This is a genomic window from Phocaeicola vulgatus ATCC 8482 (genome assembly GCF_000012825.1).
GTDB classification, from domain to species: domain Bacteria; phylum Bacteroidota; class Bacteroidia; order Bacteroidales; family Bacteroidaceae; genus Phocaeicola; species Phocaeicola vulgatus.
This window is the reverse complement of record NC_009614.1, coordinates 4,592,898-4,608,708: the sequence shown is the minus strand read 5'-3', so window position 1 is coordinate 4,608,708 and position 15,811 is coordinate 4,592,898. Positions and strand designations below refer to the sequence as shown.

Annotated in this window: 17 protein-coding genes; 8 read left to right on the top strand and 9 right to left on the bottom strand. The window is 42.7% G+C overall.

Going from position 1 to position 15,811, the window contains the following annotated elements; genetic code table 11:
* Positions 1-29: 29 nt before the first annotated feature.
* Positions 30-1,253: a site-specific integrase gene (locus tag BVU_RS18720; protein WP_012055859.1), complete on the top strand. Its 1,224-nt coding sequence runs from the start codon at positions 30-32 to the stop codon at positions 1,251-1,253.
* Entirely contained in the window at positions 1,250-1,612 is a 363-nt protein-coding gene (locus BVU_RS18715) for a hypothetical protein (protein WP_012055858.1), read from the top strand. Before BVU_RS18720 ends, BVU_RS18715 begins: the two co-directional genes overlap by 4 nt.
* Positions 1,613-1,840: 228 nt before the next feature.
* On the opposite strand, the gene BVU_RS18710 is transcribed toward BVU_RS18715, so the two are convergent.
* Together BVU_RS18710 and BVU_RS18705 are read right to left on the bottom strand one after the other, a co-directional pair.
* Positions 1,841-2,149, bottom strand: a complete 309-nt coding sequence (locus tag BVU_RS18710) for a helix-turn-helix domain-containing protein (protein WP_012055857.1) — start codon at positions 2,147-2,149, stop codon at positions 1,841-1,843.
* A gap of 82 nt (positions 2,150-2,231) precedes the next feature.
* Positions 2,232-2,543 carry a helix-turn-helix domain-containing protein gene (locus BVU_RS18705; RefSeq protein WP_008628599.1) on the bottom strand — a complete coding sequence of 104 codons (312 nt, stop codon included), beginning with the start codon at positions 2,541-2,543 and terminating at the stop codon, positions 2,232-2,234.
* A gap of 397 nt (positions 2,544-2,940) precedes the next feature.
* Here BVU_RS18705 and BVU_RS18695 point away from each other — a divergent pair, with 397 nt between their 5' ends.
* The 4 genes from BVU_RS18695 (at position 2,941) to BVU_RS18680 (ending at position 5,768) form a co-directional block, all read left to right on the top strand.
* Positions 2,941-3,432: a DUF3408 domain-containing protein gene (locus tag BVU_RS18695; protein WP_012055855.1), complete on the top strand. Its 492-nt coding sequence runs from the start codon at positions 2,941-2,943 to the stop codon at positions 3,430-3,432.
* A 184-nt stretch (positions 3,433-3,616) separates the two neighbouring features.
* Positions 3,617-4,030, top strand: a complete 414-nt coding sequence (locus tag BVU_RS18690; protein WP_012055854.1) for a plasmid mobilization protein — start codon at positions 3,617-3,619, stop codon at positions 4,028-4,030.
* Positions 4,027-4,977 carry a relaxase/mobilization nuclease domain-containing protein gene (locus BVU_RS18685; protein ID WP_012055853.1) on the top strand — a complete coding sequence of 317 codons (951 nt, stop codon included), beginning with the start codon at positions 4,027-4,029 and terminating at the stop codon, positions 4,975-4,977. The genes BVU_RS18690 and BVU_RS18685 overlap by 4 nt, the downstream gene beginning before the upstream one ends.
* Before the next feature lie 35 nt (positions 4,978-5,012).
* Positions 5,013-5,768 carry a hypothetical protein gene (locus tag BVU_RS18680; RefSeq protein WP_012055852.1) on the top strand — a complete coding sequence of 252 codons (756 nt, stop codon included), beginning with the start codon at positions 5,013-5,015 and terminating at the stop codon, positions 5,766-5,768.
* Between the two features lie 293 nt (positions 5,769-6,061).
* Here BVU_RS18680 and BVU_RS18675 read toward each other — a convergent pair whose 3' ends face one another.
* The 5 genes from BVU_RS18675 to BVU_RS18655 all read right to left on the bottom strand — a co-directional run bounded on the left by BVU_RS18675 (position 6,062) and on the right by BVU_RS18655 (position 11,517).
* Complete coding sequence (locus BVU_RS18675) at positions 6,062-6,688, bottom strand: Type 1 glutamine amidotransferase-like domain-containing protein (protein ID WP_004315354.1); 627 nt, start codon at positions 6,686-6,688, stop codon at positions 6,062-6,064.
* Between the two features lie 404 nt (positions 6,689-7,092).
* Entirely contained in the window at positions 7,093-8,178 is a 1,086-nt protein-coding gene (locus tag BVU_RS18670; RefSeq protein WP_012055851.1) for a site-specific integrase, read from the bottom strand.
* A gap of 125 nt (positions 8,179-8,303) precedes the next feature.
* Positions 8,304-9,203 (bottom strand): helix-turn-helix domain-containing protein, encoded by a 900-nt coding sequence (locus tag BVU_RS18665; protein ID WP_012055850.1) that lies wholly within the window; start codon positions 9,201-9,203, stop codon positions 8,304-8,306.
* A 313-nt stretch (positions 9,204-9,516) separates the two neighbouring features.
* On the bottom strand, positions 9,517-10,242 hold the full coding sequence (locus BVU_RS18660; protein ID WP_012055849.1) for a hypothetical protein: 726 nt from the start codon (positions 10,240-10,242) through the stop codon (positions 9,517-9,519).
* 369 nt (positions 10,243-10,611) lie between these two features.
* Positions 10,612-11,517 carry a hypothetical protein gene (locus tag BVU_RS18655; protein ID WP_012055848.1) on the bottom strand — a complete coding sequence of 302 codons (906 nt, stop codon included), beginning with the start codon at positions 11,515-11,517 and terminating at the stop codon, positions 10,612-10,614.
* A 343-nt stretch (positions 11,518-11,860) separates the two neighbouring features.
* Here BVU_RS18655 and BVU_RS18650 point away from each other — a divergent pair, with 343 nt between their 5' ends.
* Together BVU_RS18650 and BVU_RS18645 are read left to right on the top strand one after the other, a co-directional pair.
* Entirely contained in the window at positions 11,861-13,096 is a 1,236-nt protein-coding gene (locus BVU_RS18650) for a site-specific integrase (RefSeq protein ID WP_041174492.1), read from the top strand.
* A 12-nt stretch (positions 13,097-13,108) separates the two neighbouring features.
* Complete coding sequence (locus BVU_RS18645; RefSeq protein WP_012055846.1) at positions 13,109-13,468, top strand: hypothetical protein; 360 nt, start codon at positions 13,109-13,111, stop codon at positions 13,466-13,468.
* Positions 13,469-13,562: 94 nt separating this feature from the next.
* Here the strand turns inward: BVU_RS18645 and BVU_RS18640 are convergent, their stop codons facing one another.
* Entirely contained in the window at positions 13,563-13,871 is a 309-nt protein-coding gene (locus BVU_RS18640; RefSeq protein ID WP_041174586.1) for a helix-turn-helix domain-containing protein, read from the bottom strand.
* 285 nt (positions 13,872-14,156) lie between these two features.
* Complete coding sequence (locus BVU_RS18635) at positions 14,157-15,761, bottom strand: type IV secretory system conjugative DNA transfer family protein (RefSeq protein WP_012055844.1); 1,605 nt, start codon at positions 15,759-15,761, stop codon at positions 14,157-14,159.
* Positions 15,762-15,811: the final 50 nt, after the last annotated feature.

The following is a 15,811-nucleotide window of genomic DNA, read 5'->3' as shown; positions in this document are numbered from 1 at the left end:
TTTTCACAAAATAAGAAAGGAACATAACAATGAGAAGTACATACAAGCAGTTTTATTATATCAACCGTGGCAGAGTAAAGGCAGACGGAACCACATCTATATTTTGCCGTATCACAATTGACGGCAAAGTGTCAGCCATAGCAACAGGTCTTTACTGTGCTCCCGAAGAATGGGACACGAAAAAAGGTGAAGCCAAGAATGCAAGAGTGAACGGACAACTGCAAGCGTTCAGACTAAGAATTGACGAAGCCTACGAGCAGGCAACAAAGGAAAAGGGCATCGTTACCGCCGAGATTCTGAAGAATGTTATTGTTGATGCAAATACTATCCCGATGACATTGCTTGCCACTGGCGAGGAGGAGCGTGAACGCCTTAGGCTGCGCTCCATCCGTATTAACTCAACATCTTCTTATCGCCAATCTAAGACATCGCAGCTAAACTTGCGAGAGTTCATCGGGTTACGAGGAATGAATGACATTACATTTGAAGATTTGACTGAGGAATTTGGCAAATCTTATAAGTTGTTCTTGATTGGCAAAGGGTATAGTGCATCCAATACGAACCATAATCTTTGTTGGCTGCAACGCTTGGTTTATATCGCTGTTGACAGAGGTCTGCTGAAATTCAATCCACTGGAAGATGTCGGATATGAAAAGAAAGGCTCACCAAAGCGTAGACATATATCCAGAAATGACTTGCTGCTCATTATGGAGACTCCTATGGAAGATAAGGCTTTGGAGTTGGCACGAAGAATGTTTGTTTTCTCCAGCCTTACAGGTTTGGCTTATGTCGATTTACGTAACCTGTATCCACACCATATCGGGATGACGGCAGACGGTAGAAAATACATTCGTGAGAAAAGAGCAAAGACCAACAACGAAGCGTTCATTCCCTTGCATCCGATAGCTGAACAAATAATGTCGCTATACAATACAGCGGATGATAGCAAACCTGTTTTCCCTCTTTCTTCACGTGATTCCATGTGGTTTGAATTTCATTCACTCGGTGTGGCTTTGGGTATAAATGAGAATCTTACCGCACACGTTGCAAGACATACATTCGGAGTAAACATGGTTACTTCGGGCATATCAATGGAAAGCATCGCCAAGATGATGGGGCATTCCAACCTGCGAAGCACCCAGGTCTATGCTGTCATCACCGATGACAAGATATCCAAGGACATGGACAAGCTGATGCTGCGCAGAGAAACAAAAGAAACTGACCAGAATAAAAATAAGGAGGACGGGAAATGAACAGAGGAGTTATAACTATCAGCGAGAGCGGAACGGTATCCATGCCGACCTATACTGTATGGATGACCTTGCAGGAGATTGCCGACATGTATAATGTATTCGGCTGCTATGTGCGCAAGGCTGTCAAGGCTATATTCAAGGACGGCATTCTGAAAGAGCAGGGTGTACGCCGTCATGTCAGGAAGAACGACCGCATCAGCTATGATGTGTATAGCCTTGAACTCGTCATTGCGGTAGCCTTCCGTATTGACAGCATTGAGAGCAGAGCCTTTCGGGAGTTCATCATGCAGTCCGTCATCGGCAGACAGACAAGCCGCACTAAACTGGTCTGTATCTTTACAGAGAATGCAATGGCATAGACCTGCCATAAAGCAACGTTCCTTGGAGGCTTTGCGCCTCCAGCCACTTGGGCGAACCACCGCAGTGTTTTCAGGTATTAGATTTTATACAGACCATACGGAGAACACTCGGCAAACACGAACAACTCAGTATAGCCAATAAAACGAGGCGACAACCTATAACAGCCACACTCGGTAAGTTATACGTTGTCGCCTTGTTCATTTCACACACTCATCAAGGACATTCTCCTACACACCTTTCATTCTGTACGCCTCACGATAGTTAGCCATCAGAATCTTCTGAATGTCGGACTCGCGGTAGAGTATCTTTCCGCCAAGCTGGATATACGGGATGACACCGTTGTTTCGGTAGTCCTGCAGGGTTCTTCGGCTCAGTTGCAGCCTGGCACAAAGCTCCTTGTCCGTCATGAAGCGCTCACCGCCAAGCATGGGGCGGTAGTTCATCACGGCACGTTCAAAATTGTCAACCATTCGGTTGAGGTGGTTCACGATGTGGTTCTTCCACTCGCTGTTTCTTGTCATTACTTCATTGCTCATAGTTGTCTCGTTTTATTGTTGATACTTACGTTACTCGGTTTACTTGCTGCATTGGATTAAGTGGCTGTTGTATATTGACAGCCTAACCTGTGCGCTTGCGAAAGCGCATGTCCTTTTTCCTGTCCTCCACTACAGCTACGATAGCCATCACGTCCTCCGGCTTGTAGTAGGTCTTGTGGCTGATTTGCGTATAAGCCAAAGTTCCGTTGTCCCGAAGCGTCTGCACTGTCCGTGGGCAGATGTTGAGCGTCTGACACACGTCCTGCGTGTCGAGCCACTTGTTCATGGTCTTGTCCTCACTGCGCTCACGGATTCTGTCCATGCGCTTCACGAAGTTCTCCAACTGGGCATCAAGATAGTTGAATGCCTCTTCCTCGAATACGATGAATCCCATACTTTTCTTTTTTCTAAGTTAATACTATGTTATATGTCGCAAAGCTCCACGCATATGCTGTGCTCCACGCTTGTGAGTGCAAAGATAAGGCACGGCAATCTAAAAACAAGCGCTTTCAATTTCTGTGGCAGTATGTTGCCGGGGTTTGCCGACTTCAACGCCAAAAACAACAAGAAAAACTTGCACGGCTGCAACGAATGCATGAACAATGATGAGTTGAGAAATACGTTGAAGTTCTCACAACTATCTCGGTATGCAAATAAGCAAGCCACAACTAAATTGCCACGTTACACCCAATCAGTTGCATGGCTGCACTCAGTACACTTACTTTGCACCCGACAATCGGTCAATGGTGCAAACCGTGACCACTATACTAACAAATAAAACAGCATAAGCTATGGCAAGAACAAAAGATGTAGTCTTGGCTCCTGAGCAAAAGGAGCTGATGGAAAAAGAGTATTTGGATTTTGTTAAACCATCTACGTATGGCAACAAAGCCAATCCAAGTAGTTGTAATTCTCTCTATGATGATTATGATGATGTAGAGAACCCAGAGTTGAGAGCAATTGTAGAGAAAGTTGCTGCAACAACTCCCTATAGAGAGGAAACATCAACGAACGAGGCTCAATCGCCACCGAATCCGCAGAAGCGCATCAGTGGCAAGCAGCGCAAGGCAACACTGGAGGAGTATCAGCAGACCTTCCTCCAGGTTCCAAGGATTGACGACCGCAAGCCAGTCTTCGTCAGTTCCGATGTACGAGACCGTCTTGATCGTGTCGTCCGCATCCTCGGAGGGAGACGCATGAGCGTATCGGGCATCATCGAGAACATCGTGCGCCACCACCTAAGCCTTTATGAAGAGGACTTCGAGGCTTGGCGCAAATTGTGAGAATTAAGGTCTGTGACCTTGGACGTGGATAGCTGAAAGGCTGTAGTTCCAACTAACGTGTTCTGAGAGGGAGCGAGGTTATGTTTTGGGAATCCCAAAACGCCTCGCTCCACCATGAGGGCGGAGGAATTTTGCTCCCGACGGTCGCAGAAAGTGAGTGTACCAACTGTAAACAGTATATCGAATGACAAGCATACATGAACAAGACAAAAGAAAGGGCGGAAGACCGCCCACAGGCAGGGTTCGCAAGCTGTCGAAGTCTGTCACGGTGAAGTTCTCGAAGCCAAGCTACGAGGCTTTGAGACTGAGGGCGAGAAAAGCCAACCGCAAGTTGGCGGAGTACATCCGTGAGTCCGCCTTGAACGGCAAGGTGGTCAGCGGACACAACGCAGAGACGATAGCCATCGCCAAGAACCTCATTGGCATGGCGAACAACCTCAACCAACTTACCAAGCTGTCGCATCAGAGAGGTTTCCATGAAACCCATGTATATGTGGTGGACTTGTTGAGAAGATTAAAAGAAATCCTTGGCGAGTATCGCCAAGCAAGTTATAAACCGAAGCCAAGCAGTATGGGCAGAAAGGAGGATACCACATGATAGGCAAGCTAAAGAAAGGTGCATCCTTTGGTGGTTGCGTCCGCTACGTGACAGACAAGGACGAGGCGAAAATCCTTGCATCCGATGGAGTGTTACTCGGCACGAATGCCGAGATAGTACAAAGTTTTGAGCTGCAAAGACAGCTAAATCCAAGGATTAAGAAGCCTGTGGGGCACATAGCTTTGAGCTTCAAGCCCGAGGACAAGCCACGTTTGACGGATGAATTCATGGCTAAGATAGCCCTTGAATACATGCAGATGATGGGGATAAAAGATACTCAATTCATCATCGTAAGGCATCACAACACCGACAATCCACATTGTCATATCGTGTATAACCGCATCAATAACGAGGGCAAGCTCATATCAGACAGGAATGATTATAGGCGTAATGAGCAAGTGACCAAGGCTCTTAAATCCAAGTATGGATTTACCTACGGAACGGACAAGAGCAATACTAATACTCGCAAGTTACGCAATGCTGAGCGAGCCAAATATGAAATTCACAATGCTGTAAAGAGCGCATTGAGAATGGCAGATAGCTGGGACGAGTTCAAAAGTGAACTTGCAAAACGAGGTGTTCACTTAGAGTTTGTCTATAAGGATAAGGAGCGAACCAAGGTTCAAGGCATCCGTTTCTGCAAGGATGGATATAGCTTCAAGGGTACGCAGATTAGCCGAGACTATAGCTTTGGCAAACTGAATGCGAGATTAGAGGGAACGGAGAACCTTTTATCAGCAAGTGCCAACTCTGCTCAGCAATATGAGCAGGGCTGTTGCAAGAATGAGCAGGAGCCATCCATATCGGAGAGCAGCCAGGACCCTTGGGACGATATTTCTTCCATTGGACTTTTTGCTCCAGCCAATGCTCAGACCTTTGAGACATTCCCAGAGGATGAATCAGTCAAGAAGAAAAAGAAGAAACGCAGAAGAGGCTTTAGCCTTTGATGCAAGTTACAAACCATTCAAACAACAAAAGAAATATGAAAGAAGAACTATTGGAAGCCATCTACGGCACAGTTGAGAGATTGGAGCAGAAAGTCGATGAACTTTCTGCCTCACCAAAGAATACAGAGGCGGAAAGCACTCCAGTCTCTGTAAGTGTTGATACAAGCAAACTTGAAAAAGCTATTCTTGCTATGGCTGTAAAAGAAGGGGAAGCTATTGACAAATTGGTAAGATTAAGAGAGGCTATCTGTATCTTTACCGACCTTACCAAGAAAGAAGCAAGCAAAGATGAACAGCGAAGCAAACTCTTGTTTGATACCATTAATCAGGTGAAACAAGAGCTGAATGCCACATCAAAAAATGTGCAGGACAAACTTCACGCAATGGATAACGCACCTCTGAAGAAAGTAGTGACTCATCGCTTCGAGCCAACTTCAAAGTATGTTCTTCTTTTCATTGGAGGCTTGGCTCTATCTCTTGTCATCTCCATTTGGGGCAACCTAGCCCAATGGCGAGAGTATCAAGCTTGGGAGGTAGCAGACTTGAAATATCGGGCATTGAAGATGGTTCTTCCATCTGACGACCCAAATGTTCGATACATCGAAAAGCATTTTTCTGTTTGCCGAGATGAGAAAGTTATAGATGATGTAAGAAATTGTGTTGCTGCCTACGAGGATTCTATTCGCCATCATCATGAAATGGTTGAAATGGCTACTTATAAAGATAGTATAGCCAATAAGCTTTTGCAAGAATCAAATCGCATAATACGTGCTATGAAAAGCTCAAAATAAAGTTTCTGGAAACTAACTAAACTAAATGAGAGGGAAATAAACTTAATACATTCCCCTCTCATTTATTTAGTGTAATTTTGGAATATAATCTTTATCCCTTTATAATAAGGACATTGGGAGGATTGTCCGATTTTGAGGTAACGAATTGCCAACCGTTCTTGTTGCTGCATTCTGCTTTGATATGCTTTCTTGGCATCTCGTCTATGCTACAAAACGTTCTGAAATTTGCTGTGCTTTCACTAACGAGTGCGATTGTAACTGAATCAATATAGCAGAAATACGGTCTATTCTATTCATTTTGCATCTTTAATTTGAATATTTGAATCTTCAATAATAACAGCTTGTTTATTACTTATAGGAATAAGCTGCAACTTCTCATTATATAGTTGAACTATCTTTTCACCTTTTTTCTTGAATGGAAAATTTCCATAATGGGGAATCGTATAAAAATCGACCAAATCTAAAGAAGTACAGTCTTTCAATTCAGGAGCCTTTTCTATTGGATCAAAATTCACACTTCTCATATATTCTGCATCGGGAGAGGCTATTATTGCTCCGGCAGATTCCCCAATATACAGTTTACCCAATTTCACTTGTTTAGATATAATTTTATCAACACCTTTTCTTTTTAACTCTTGCAAAAGGAAAAATGTATTTCCACCTGTTATGTAGATATAATCGCATTTATGTAATATAGAAGATATTTCCTCTTTGGGCAGTTGGGTAATCTCGACTTCTTCAACAATCATTCCTGCTTCTTCTAAAGCCTTTTTCCCCTTTTTTACATAGAATCGTATTGGTTCTGTAAGGCTTGCAGTTGGTATAAAAGCTATAATTTTCCCTTGCAAATCTTCTTTGGCACAATCGACAAATAGATTAGCAACATCAGCAAATGATGAGCATAAAAATAATCTTTTCATATTCTATAATATTAAGTTTAATACTTTTTGATACAAAGATAGCGTCTTCTATGACAGCCCTATGTCAGTAAGTCTAAATATTGAAGAGTTTACGCTACAAAAATAATATTTTATCGTGATAATCCATCCAAATCACTTAAATATCTGCTGTATTCCGTCGTAATTTAGACAAAATAGAAATATAATCTGCAAAAATGGAACTAAGCAATTGATTTCCCAATATGGCAAGATACATATATGCGTTTATGAATATGTTCTTTTTGCCATACTCTTAAAATGACGTTACATGAAAATTACTGTTGGTAACTACTCTTTTACCTTTGCAAAGACTAATCTTAATATTTTGTAAAATCACAGCATAAAATGTTGTTTTTCAGAAATTAGATTTAACTTTGCACTCGAAATCAAAGCGTTCTTTGTATATTGCAAAGTTGTGAAAGAAAAAGAATATAGCTCGTTTCTAAATCGTTAGCAGTCACATTCTTTAAAATACTCAACTCGCTGATATTCAATAAATAAAAGAGTTTACTGTGACTCAAGCAGTGGAATGTTATATGTTTTTGAATACCTGCTTTTTTTATCCATGCTTTAAGAGGATATCCAGTCATGCAACGTCGCAGTTCTTTAAACACTTTACCTGTGCCCGGTTCTCCACAAAGTGCGTATGCTTCATAACTGATAGGTAGTAGGGCTTCTGTCTGTGTCTTTTGCGTACGAAGACGAATACAATGTCCCAGATCGGGAGCTGTGCATAAGTTTTCCCACTTAAGATTCAATATATCACTGATGCGTAATCCGGTAAGACATGAGAAAAGGGATGCATTTCTTAATACAGGTATATCGCATGGAGTTGAAGCCAGAGTCTTTAATTCATCTTGTGTTAAAAACTCTTTATGAATATCCCTACTCTCTATCTTTTCAAGAAAATCATTGGGATTTTCACGTAAATATTTATCTCTATATGCAAGTTTCAAAACTCCTCGGAATAATGAGAAATAACTGGCAGCTGAATTACGGGAAACCATTTTATCTGTATGTTTTAGTTGCCTTGCATGGAGAAGATAGTCTCGGAAGCGGTTACATAGGTCAACAGTGATTTCTCCAAACATACATTTGCCATTGACAAATTTCTCAAAGTGCAGATAAACGATATGCCATTTATGATCTTTTTTACGGCATACTTCTTTGAAATATGCCATAAAATCGGCTCTCATTTTGTGTCTGTCCATAAATCCAAATTCTTCATTGATTACAGCCTCTTGTCGACGGCATCTGATAAGTTCGGCTTTAGCTAGGATTTCATTATTGTAATCTAGCTCAATTGCATTCTTGGGGGTTGCATAAATGTAAAATCCTAAATATTCACGTCTGCTCAGTTTCATTGTTTTAGGATTACGTACAGCAGGGTAGTAGTCCAAGTAAAGAGAGATTCGTCCGTTTCTTATAGGGCGTTGTCTTAATGTTACAGTAGTACATGTTTGTTGTCTCATAAAATATAATGTATTAAAATTTATATTCAGGTTTAATTCTTATTGTGGTGATAGCAAAATAAACAAGTGTATTCCTGGTGATGTGGTTATTTTAAAGTTAACCACAGGATAACCAGTAAATAACATTAAATCGAAGGTGGAGCAAGCAGATCATCGAGCTCTTTGCGTGATATCTTGATATATTTTCCTTCCTGCACTTTACTGATATGATGCCATTTTACATAGTGATACAATTGGTCACGTGTGAGATTGTATTTTTCCATAGCTTCGGCTGTCGTATAATATTCAGGTTCAGCCTTGGCAAGACCTTTGGCGATATCTACATGCTTTTTGGAATAGAATACCTGTCGCTTGATTTTTTTCTTTGGAATAGCAAATCGGGAAACAAAAGAATATATAGCACTTGTTGTCATGCCAAACTTTTCCGTTAGATCTTCTACAGAATACCATTCCGTAATGTTGGAGTCCGGTGCTTTAGATGCAAAATATTTATCAAAATGCTTGGCACTCCAGTATGTTTTTCCTCTCTTGAAAACTTTGGGTATATTTTGTTCTTTCCCTACTTTAAATATCCACGATTCGTTTACTCCATATTTACTTGCAACTTCAGCGGTAGTATAAAAATCAGTAATAGGAGAACGAGGTGACTTTGTATGTTTTTGGTACTGTTTAGGAGTGTCAAAAATTTTTTCTAGGCTGGATCTCCTTATTTTTGTCTTACCTTTGAATTGTACTGCAGGAATAAAACCATTTAATAAATAACGGTATAAAGTAGCTCTACTCATTCCTAATAATTGAGCCGTTTCAGTAGGAGATAAGAATTCTTTTTCTTGAATCCTTATTATCTCAGGTTCATTTTTAGAAGCTAAATTCTCATTAACAGATTGAACTTTTAATTCCCTTTTTTTTGCTTTGTATGCATGATCATTGCATTGCTTGCAACAAAACCTCGTAGAGCATTTGTAGGCAGTAAATTCTTTACCGCACCACTCACATTTCTTCTGAATTCTAATTAAATTTCTCATTCTAATTTCTCTTTTTAGTTCGTTTAAAATGTCTCATTATGTCTCATTGTGTATCAAGACGTCTCATTCTTATACCACCTTGCAAATCGCAAAATACCCAAATCAGCCCATGCGGTACAAAATCGACACAAAAAATGAATGAAAAACCATTAGAAACCATTATTATATGGTATGATGGCAAAAAGAAAAGGCGCTCAAAATGAACGCCTTACTAATTAAATATGATAGATGTTTATGGTTTGTAATACTACCTTATTTCCCTTTAATGCACGTATATATGAATACAGGGATAAAGTAAAGCTATGTTGTATTTTTACTTGAGTGATAAACTGTACTCACATCGTATTCGCTCTAACTCATTTTTTAAATCATTTATATGTAAAATTATTAGATAAACATTTTCTAGATCTGTTATTTCATGTATTTGCGATAGTGAATATAATGGTCTTAAAAACTTTTTCACTTTCATTCGTTCTTTTCTTGCAGAATTAGTGGATTCTTTACACTTGGTTTCTCTCAGTAGTTGAGACGTTAAATCTTCGTCAGACCTATTGCCAAAATTGACAATAGCAATTATCTTAATATAATCTTTTGTGTCTTGAATACTTTTACTTGCCTTTATATGTCGAGATGATTCTAACCGTAATTTTCTAGCATCTTCAAGAATTGCATTGATTTGTGCAGCACCAAATTTTTTGTTGCGGATTAGAGAATTGCATTTGACTTCTACTAATATTTTTACAGGAGAGTCAATTCTTATGTCGAATCCATTTGTGTTTGGCTTTTGTTTATCAATATCATTAAATATCCGTTCTCTATCTTCATTTTTAAATGATAATATATCTGATAACTTTGTTGCAATAGAACGAGTCGATATTAATGTCATTATGTTATTAATATCGGACAGTATTGATTTTAGTTCTATTAATTTATCTAGTGTAAGATTGTTACCAATATCCTCGGTGTTAATAGACTTGATAAACTTTGTGTACTTATCTAATAAATTAATTGTTCTATTGTATGTTTTTGATGTTTCCATAATTTTGTTTCTTTGGGGGGACGAAAATATGTATAAAAGTTCATATATGAAATTTTGTCAGGCTTGTTAGTCGGGATTTCGTATTCTTTTGCAGTCAAAAGAGAAAGTTTTCAGATATGATTCTTTTTCAGAGAGCCTCCGTTGCCGTATTTTTCCGTACTTTTGTAACAACTTGTGCAAAATTTGCACACTTTAAATTATTGGTAATATGAAGATTGAAGAGGCTATACTCTACTGTTTGGCAAGCCAGAATAGGGGAATGCGAACTGAACAGATTGCAGAGATGATAAACCGTCAGCGATTGCTCCATACTACCTTTAGGAGTAGGTAAAAATTAGAAGGCGTGATGCGTCAGCACCTCTAAAAGTCTCATATATCAAGTACGCTTAAATCTGGTTCTTTGCACGAATCTAGTAAATTCACGCCCTTTATCTTTAATTCAGGGTAATTCAGAATTGACATTGGTATTTTCTCTCTTTTGAGATAGGATGTTGGTATTACTGTAGCTGTCAGCATCATTGACTTTACTCGGGGTGTAACTGCTACACCAATGTGTTTCGCAACTTCATTAATATGCTCCGTTACCCAGCGATGACGACGCAAATGTTTAAGAACAAGAGCTCTCTTCTTGTCTCTCTCGGGATTATCACCACGACCAAGATATTCATCCATCTCGGTTTTCATTTCCTTAATATTCTTGGCTGGATTGGTATTCTTACATTCTATCAAGTAGAGTATATCACGTGATGTATCATAAGCCATCACATCAATATCACCATAATCTTTATCTGCCGCAAAATAACCTCCAGATTTGATAGTGACATCATGTTCCCATACTCGCATTATTGGTATCTTTGCCAAAAAAGAGCGTACCTCGTCATTGAACGCAGCCCCTTTTATAGCCTCAAATTTTCCAAGCAAGGTTTCTATCTTCCTTCCCACATAACGTAAGCGACCAGAATAAAGCAAGTCAGATAGCTGAATGCCGGCTTGAATACAGGAGCGGAACCCAAACATGCACATAACTGTGCCATCATCATATTGATAACGAATCACTGGGCGACGCAGATAACTTAATTCCCTATTGTATGACCAAGGGAAGATATCCTTGCCCGCTAATCCTACTGGCGGAGTGAGGTAGTTTTCCCGTTTATCCAAAGAAAGGCGAATGATACATTTCTTTGCTAAATCTTCAGTTAGTTCTGTACAATGCTCCTGCATAGCCTTGATGAGTTGAGACTCTTCCATCTCAATAACAGACTTCTGCTGCTTCATAGCTATGATGTAACAAAGTTAGCGAGAAAAAATGATATATGGAAAAGTAAGGCAAAGATATTGATAGATAGGTGCTTTTAGGGATTATCATCAGAAGTTCGACGACGGTAAAAGTCATATTCCGGCCATGTTGGTACTTCGCTACGTTACCCATTTGTTACCATGCCCTGTAATGTGTCACGGGGATGTGGAAAAACATAGCAAATCGCTATGGTATAGTGAGTTACTAACAACTCACGCAAGAAAAACCGAACCGGAAATAAATTGCAGTATTTTGCATTTGTTTGCGTACCAGCCAAAGGCTCTTCACCAAGTAATTTTGAAATCAAAAAAGTTCAGAACGATGAAGAGTACATTTTCAGTTATCTTTTACCTCAAAAGGCAGGTAGTGAAAAAAGACGGGACAGTGCCCGTCATGGGTCGTATCACGGTGGACGGAAGCCAGACACAGTTCAGTTGCAAGCTGACCGTCTATCCGAAGTTGTGGGACACCAAAGGCGGGCGTGTCACGGGCAGAAGCACGGCGGCACTCGAAGCGAACCGCCTGCTCGACAAGATGCGTGTGCGAATCAACAGGCACTATCAGGAAATCATGGAGCGTGACAACTACGTCACGGCGGAAAAGGTAAAGAACGCCTTTCTCGGACTGGAACACCGCTACCACACGCTGATGCAGGTGTTCAGCCGGCACAACGAGGACTACGAGAAGCAGGTGGAGGCAGGCATGAAAGCCAAAGGCACGCTTGCCAAGTACAAGACCGTGTACAAGCACCTGCAAGAGTTCCTCAACATCCGCTACCATGTGAAGGACATCGCCCTGAAGGAGCTTACCCCGGCGTTCATCTCCGACTTCGAGATGTTCCTCCGCACGGACAAGCACTGCTGTACCAATACCGTGTGGCTTTACGTATGCCCGCTCCGGACGATGGTGTTCATCGCCATCAACAACGAGTGGCTCACGCACGACCCGTTCCGGGAGTACGAAATCAAGAAAGAGGAAACGACACGCAGTTTCCTGACGAAAGATGAAATCCGCCTGCTGATGGACGGGAAATTGAAGAACGCCAAGCAGGAGCTTTACCGCGACCTCTACCTGTTCTGCGCCTTCACGGGCTTGTCCTTCGCTGACATGCGCAATCTCACGGAGGAGAATATCCGAACCTACTTCGACGACCACGAGTGGATCAACATCAGCCGTCAGAAGACGGGTGTCGTTTCCAACATCCGTCTGCTTGACATCGCCAAGCGGATTATCGACAAGTACCGGGGATTGTGTGAAGACGGCAGGATATTTCCCGTCCCCCACTATATGACCTGTCTGCATGGAATCCGGGCTGTCGCCAAGCGTTGCGGCATCACCAAGCATATCACGTGGCATCAAAGCCGCCACACGGCAGCCACGACGGTGTTCCTATCCAACGGCGTACCCATTGAAACGGTGAGTTCCATGTTAGGGCACAAAAGTATAAAGACCACCCAGATTTATGCGAAGATAACCAAGGAGAAGCTCAACCAAGACATGGAGAGTCTTGCCGCACGGTTGAATACCATTGAAGAATTTTCAGGATGTAACATTTAAAAACAGAAAAACATGAAGCGAGGAATAATTATCATAGAGGACAAGAAGGTCAGCGTAACCGGTAACGAGGTATGGATGACCGCCACCGAAATCGCCGGACTGTTCCGTGCAGGCGTTCCGGCAGTGAACGCCGCCATCAAAGCCGTCCGCAAGTCGGACGTGCTGAACGACTACGAGGTATGCCGTTACATGCGGCTTGAAAACGGTCTGCACGCCGATGTGTACGCCCTTGAAATCATCATCCCCATTGCTTTTCGGCTGAACACCTACTGCACGCACGTGTTCCGAAGGTGGCTGGTGGAGAAGGCTCTTGCCAAAGAAAAGCAGCAGGCATACGTGATGCTCATCCACAAGGCAAACGGGTATTGCTGAAGATACATTGACGATGCCGGCAACACAAAGAGGAAACGGACAGCTCCACAACCGGAGTTGTCCGTATCCTCTTTGTACATACAGTCGCCTTATCTCATCCTTTCAGTGGCTTTCTATAATTTGCTTCCAATACTTCGCGCAGTCCCGATTCCGGATAAAGCACCTTTCCTGCCAACAGGATAAAAGGTAATATCCTGTTGTTGCGGTATTCCTGCAAGGTCCGGCGGCTGACGCGCAACAGTTCCGCCACTTCCTTGTCCGTCAGATACCGCTCCCCATCCAACGGGGGACGGTAACTTTCCAAAAAACCGGAGAGCCATCTGGATTCCTTCTGTATCTTTTGCAGCAATACGGCTACTGATTCACAATCCATCGTGATAACATTGTTGTCTTCGTTCATAATCATATGAATAGAATCAAACGTTTTTTAGAGGCTTGTTTTCATTAAATATGTAGACATGTCACATATTTTACATAATTGAAATCTGTCTTATACAGGCTCTTGGAAAAAGGATTTTTTAACACAAAAATTCATGAGAGTCTGAGTGAAATAATAAGGGCAGATCATTAGTAAAAGCTTGACCGTTCCCTCATAAAGAGTGTAAAGGTGAAAATTTTATATATCGTTTTCATAAGGTGAAATATTTAATGTTACGTAAAAGTAATGCGAAAAGGATGGGAGTTATTGTCATTCACACGGGAACAGCTCCCGTACCTCCTCAAGAATCCTTGCGAAGTTCCTGCCCAGCTCTCCCGGCTCAAGGACCCGAACATCGGGCAGGGGCTCCTCGTTCCTGTCGTCATACATCTCCAGCTTTACCTTGAAGTAGCTGACGTTGGCACGCGTGGCGGAGCCGATAAATTCTCCCGGTTCTAGATCGGCAAAATCCTTTCCCTGGTAGATGTCCTCCTTTTGGGAAGAAACGGTCACGCTGCTGCTGGACGATGCGCCTGATTTTCCGGAACTTCGTGAGCGTCTTTCCTTTTCTTCCTTGCCGAAGAATAAGGGGTAATACTTCAGGGCTTCCACATCTTTCGTCCTTCCCAGGAACATATTTCCGAAATTGGCTTCTACGGAAGAACGGTCCAGTTTCCCGTACAGGTTCTCCAGTTTGGCGCCGGACTGGGTCAGCAATATGAATGCCGCCTTATACTCACGCAGGACTGAAGGCAGCGTCTCGAAGTTCTTGATGTTCACCGTGGTCATCTCATCAAGGAAATAGACGAAGGGAACCCTGTTCTGCATGGAGAACTGCCTGGCGGATATGGTCATGAGCATGCTGATGACCGGGGCATAGACCGAATTCTTGGAAAAGTTGTTGCTGACGGCGAACAGCTTGGGGGTCTCCGGATCGATCAGGTTGAAATCAAAGTCATCCCCTGAAAGGACATAGGCGATCTCCTCGTTCTGAGATATGGTCGCCAGATTGTTGCAGAGCGTGGAGAGATAGGATGCCTGGGTCTTCTCGGAACCTTCCGCCTTCAGATAGGCGCCGGCCAGCATTTCCGACACGAGGTTCTGCTGCAGGAACAGGGAGAGCTGCCTTGCCGAGGCGGTCATGATGAAGGCCAGTATATGCGGCAGTGTGCAATGCTCGGGGAACTCGTCCCAGAACCGGAACGCCACGCCGCGGAGGATGCCCAGACCTCCGGCGACCCATTCGTTCTGCTGTTCCTTCTTGGGAAGCAGCGCGAGCAGCACGTCCTCCATCAGCTGGATCAGTTCCGTGCGGTCCCTCACCACCTTGAGCGGGTTGAACCGGTACGACCGTTCAGGCCTGTCGAAACTGACATAGTAGAACTTGTGCGGATACCTGTGCCTTTTAATGAGATTGTAGGCGGTACGGGTATAGTCCGTATCCTTGAAGTCATAGATGAATCCGGCGAATCCCAGCCGCATGTATTCGCTCAGAAGCCATTTTCCGATACTTTTCGTCTTTCCGGAACCGGCCTCTCCGTAAACCAGGAAGTTGGAGTAGTGGTAATGGAATTCGAGCCGGGACTCCCGGATTCCTGACCTGACCGGCAGCCGGATGGGATCAGCTCCGTTCCCCTTTGCCGGGGTTCTGGACAGGTCCCATATCCGGGAAAGGAAGAGGATTATGAACGAGGCGGCCGCCGGACACAGCATGTATCCGGGGAAGAACAGGTGGGCCAGAAAGGTCTCGCCCGAGAGGCATGCAAGAAATGCGGCCAGGTTGACATACCATCTCCGGCTCAGCATGCAGCAGGCCGTTATCAGTGACAGGACTGCCAGAAGCGACAGCTTGCAATAAAAAATGTAATGTTCCATTGTACTTTTTTAGTTTTTACCACTATTTACTTTACTAATATCATACTTTA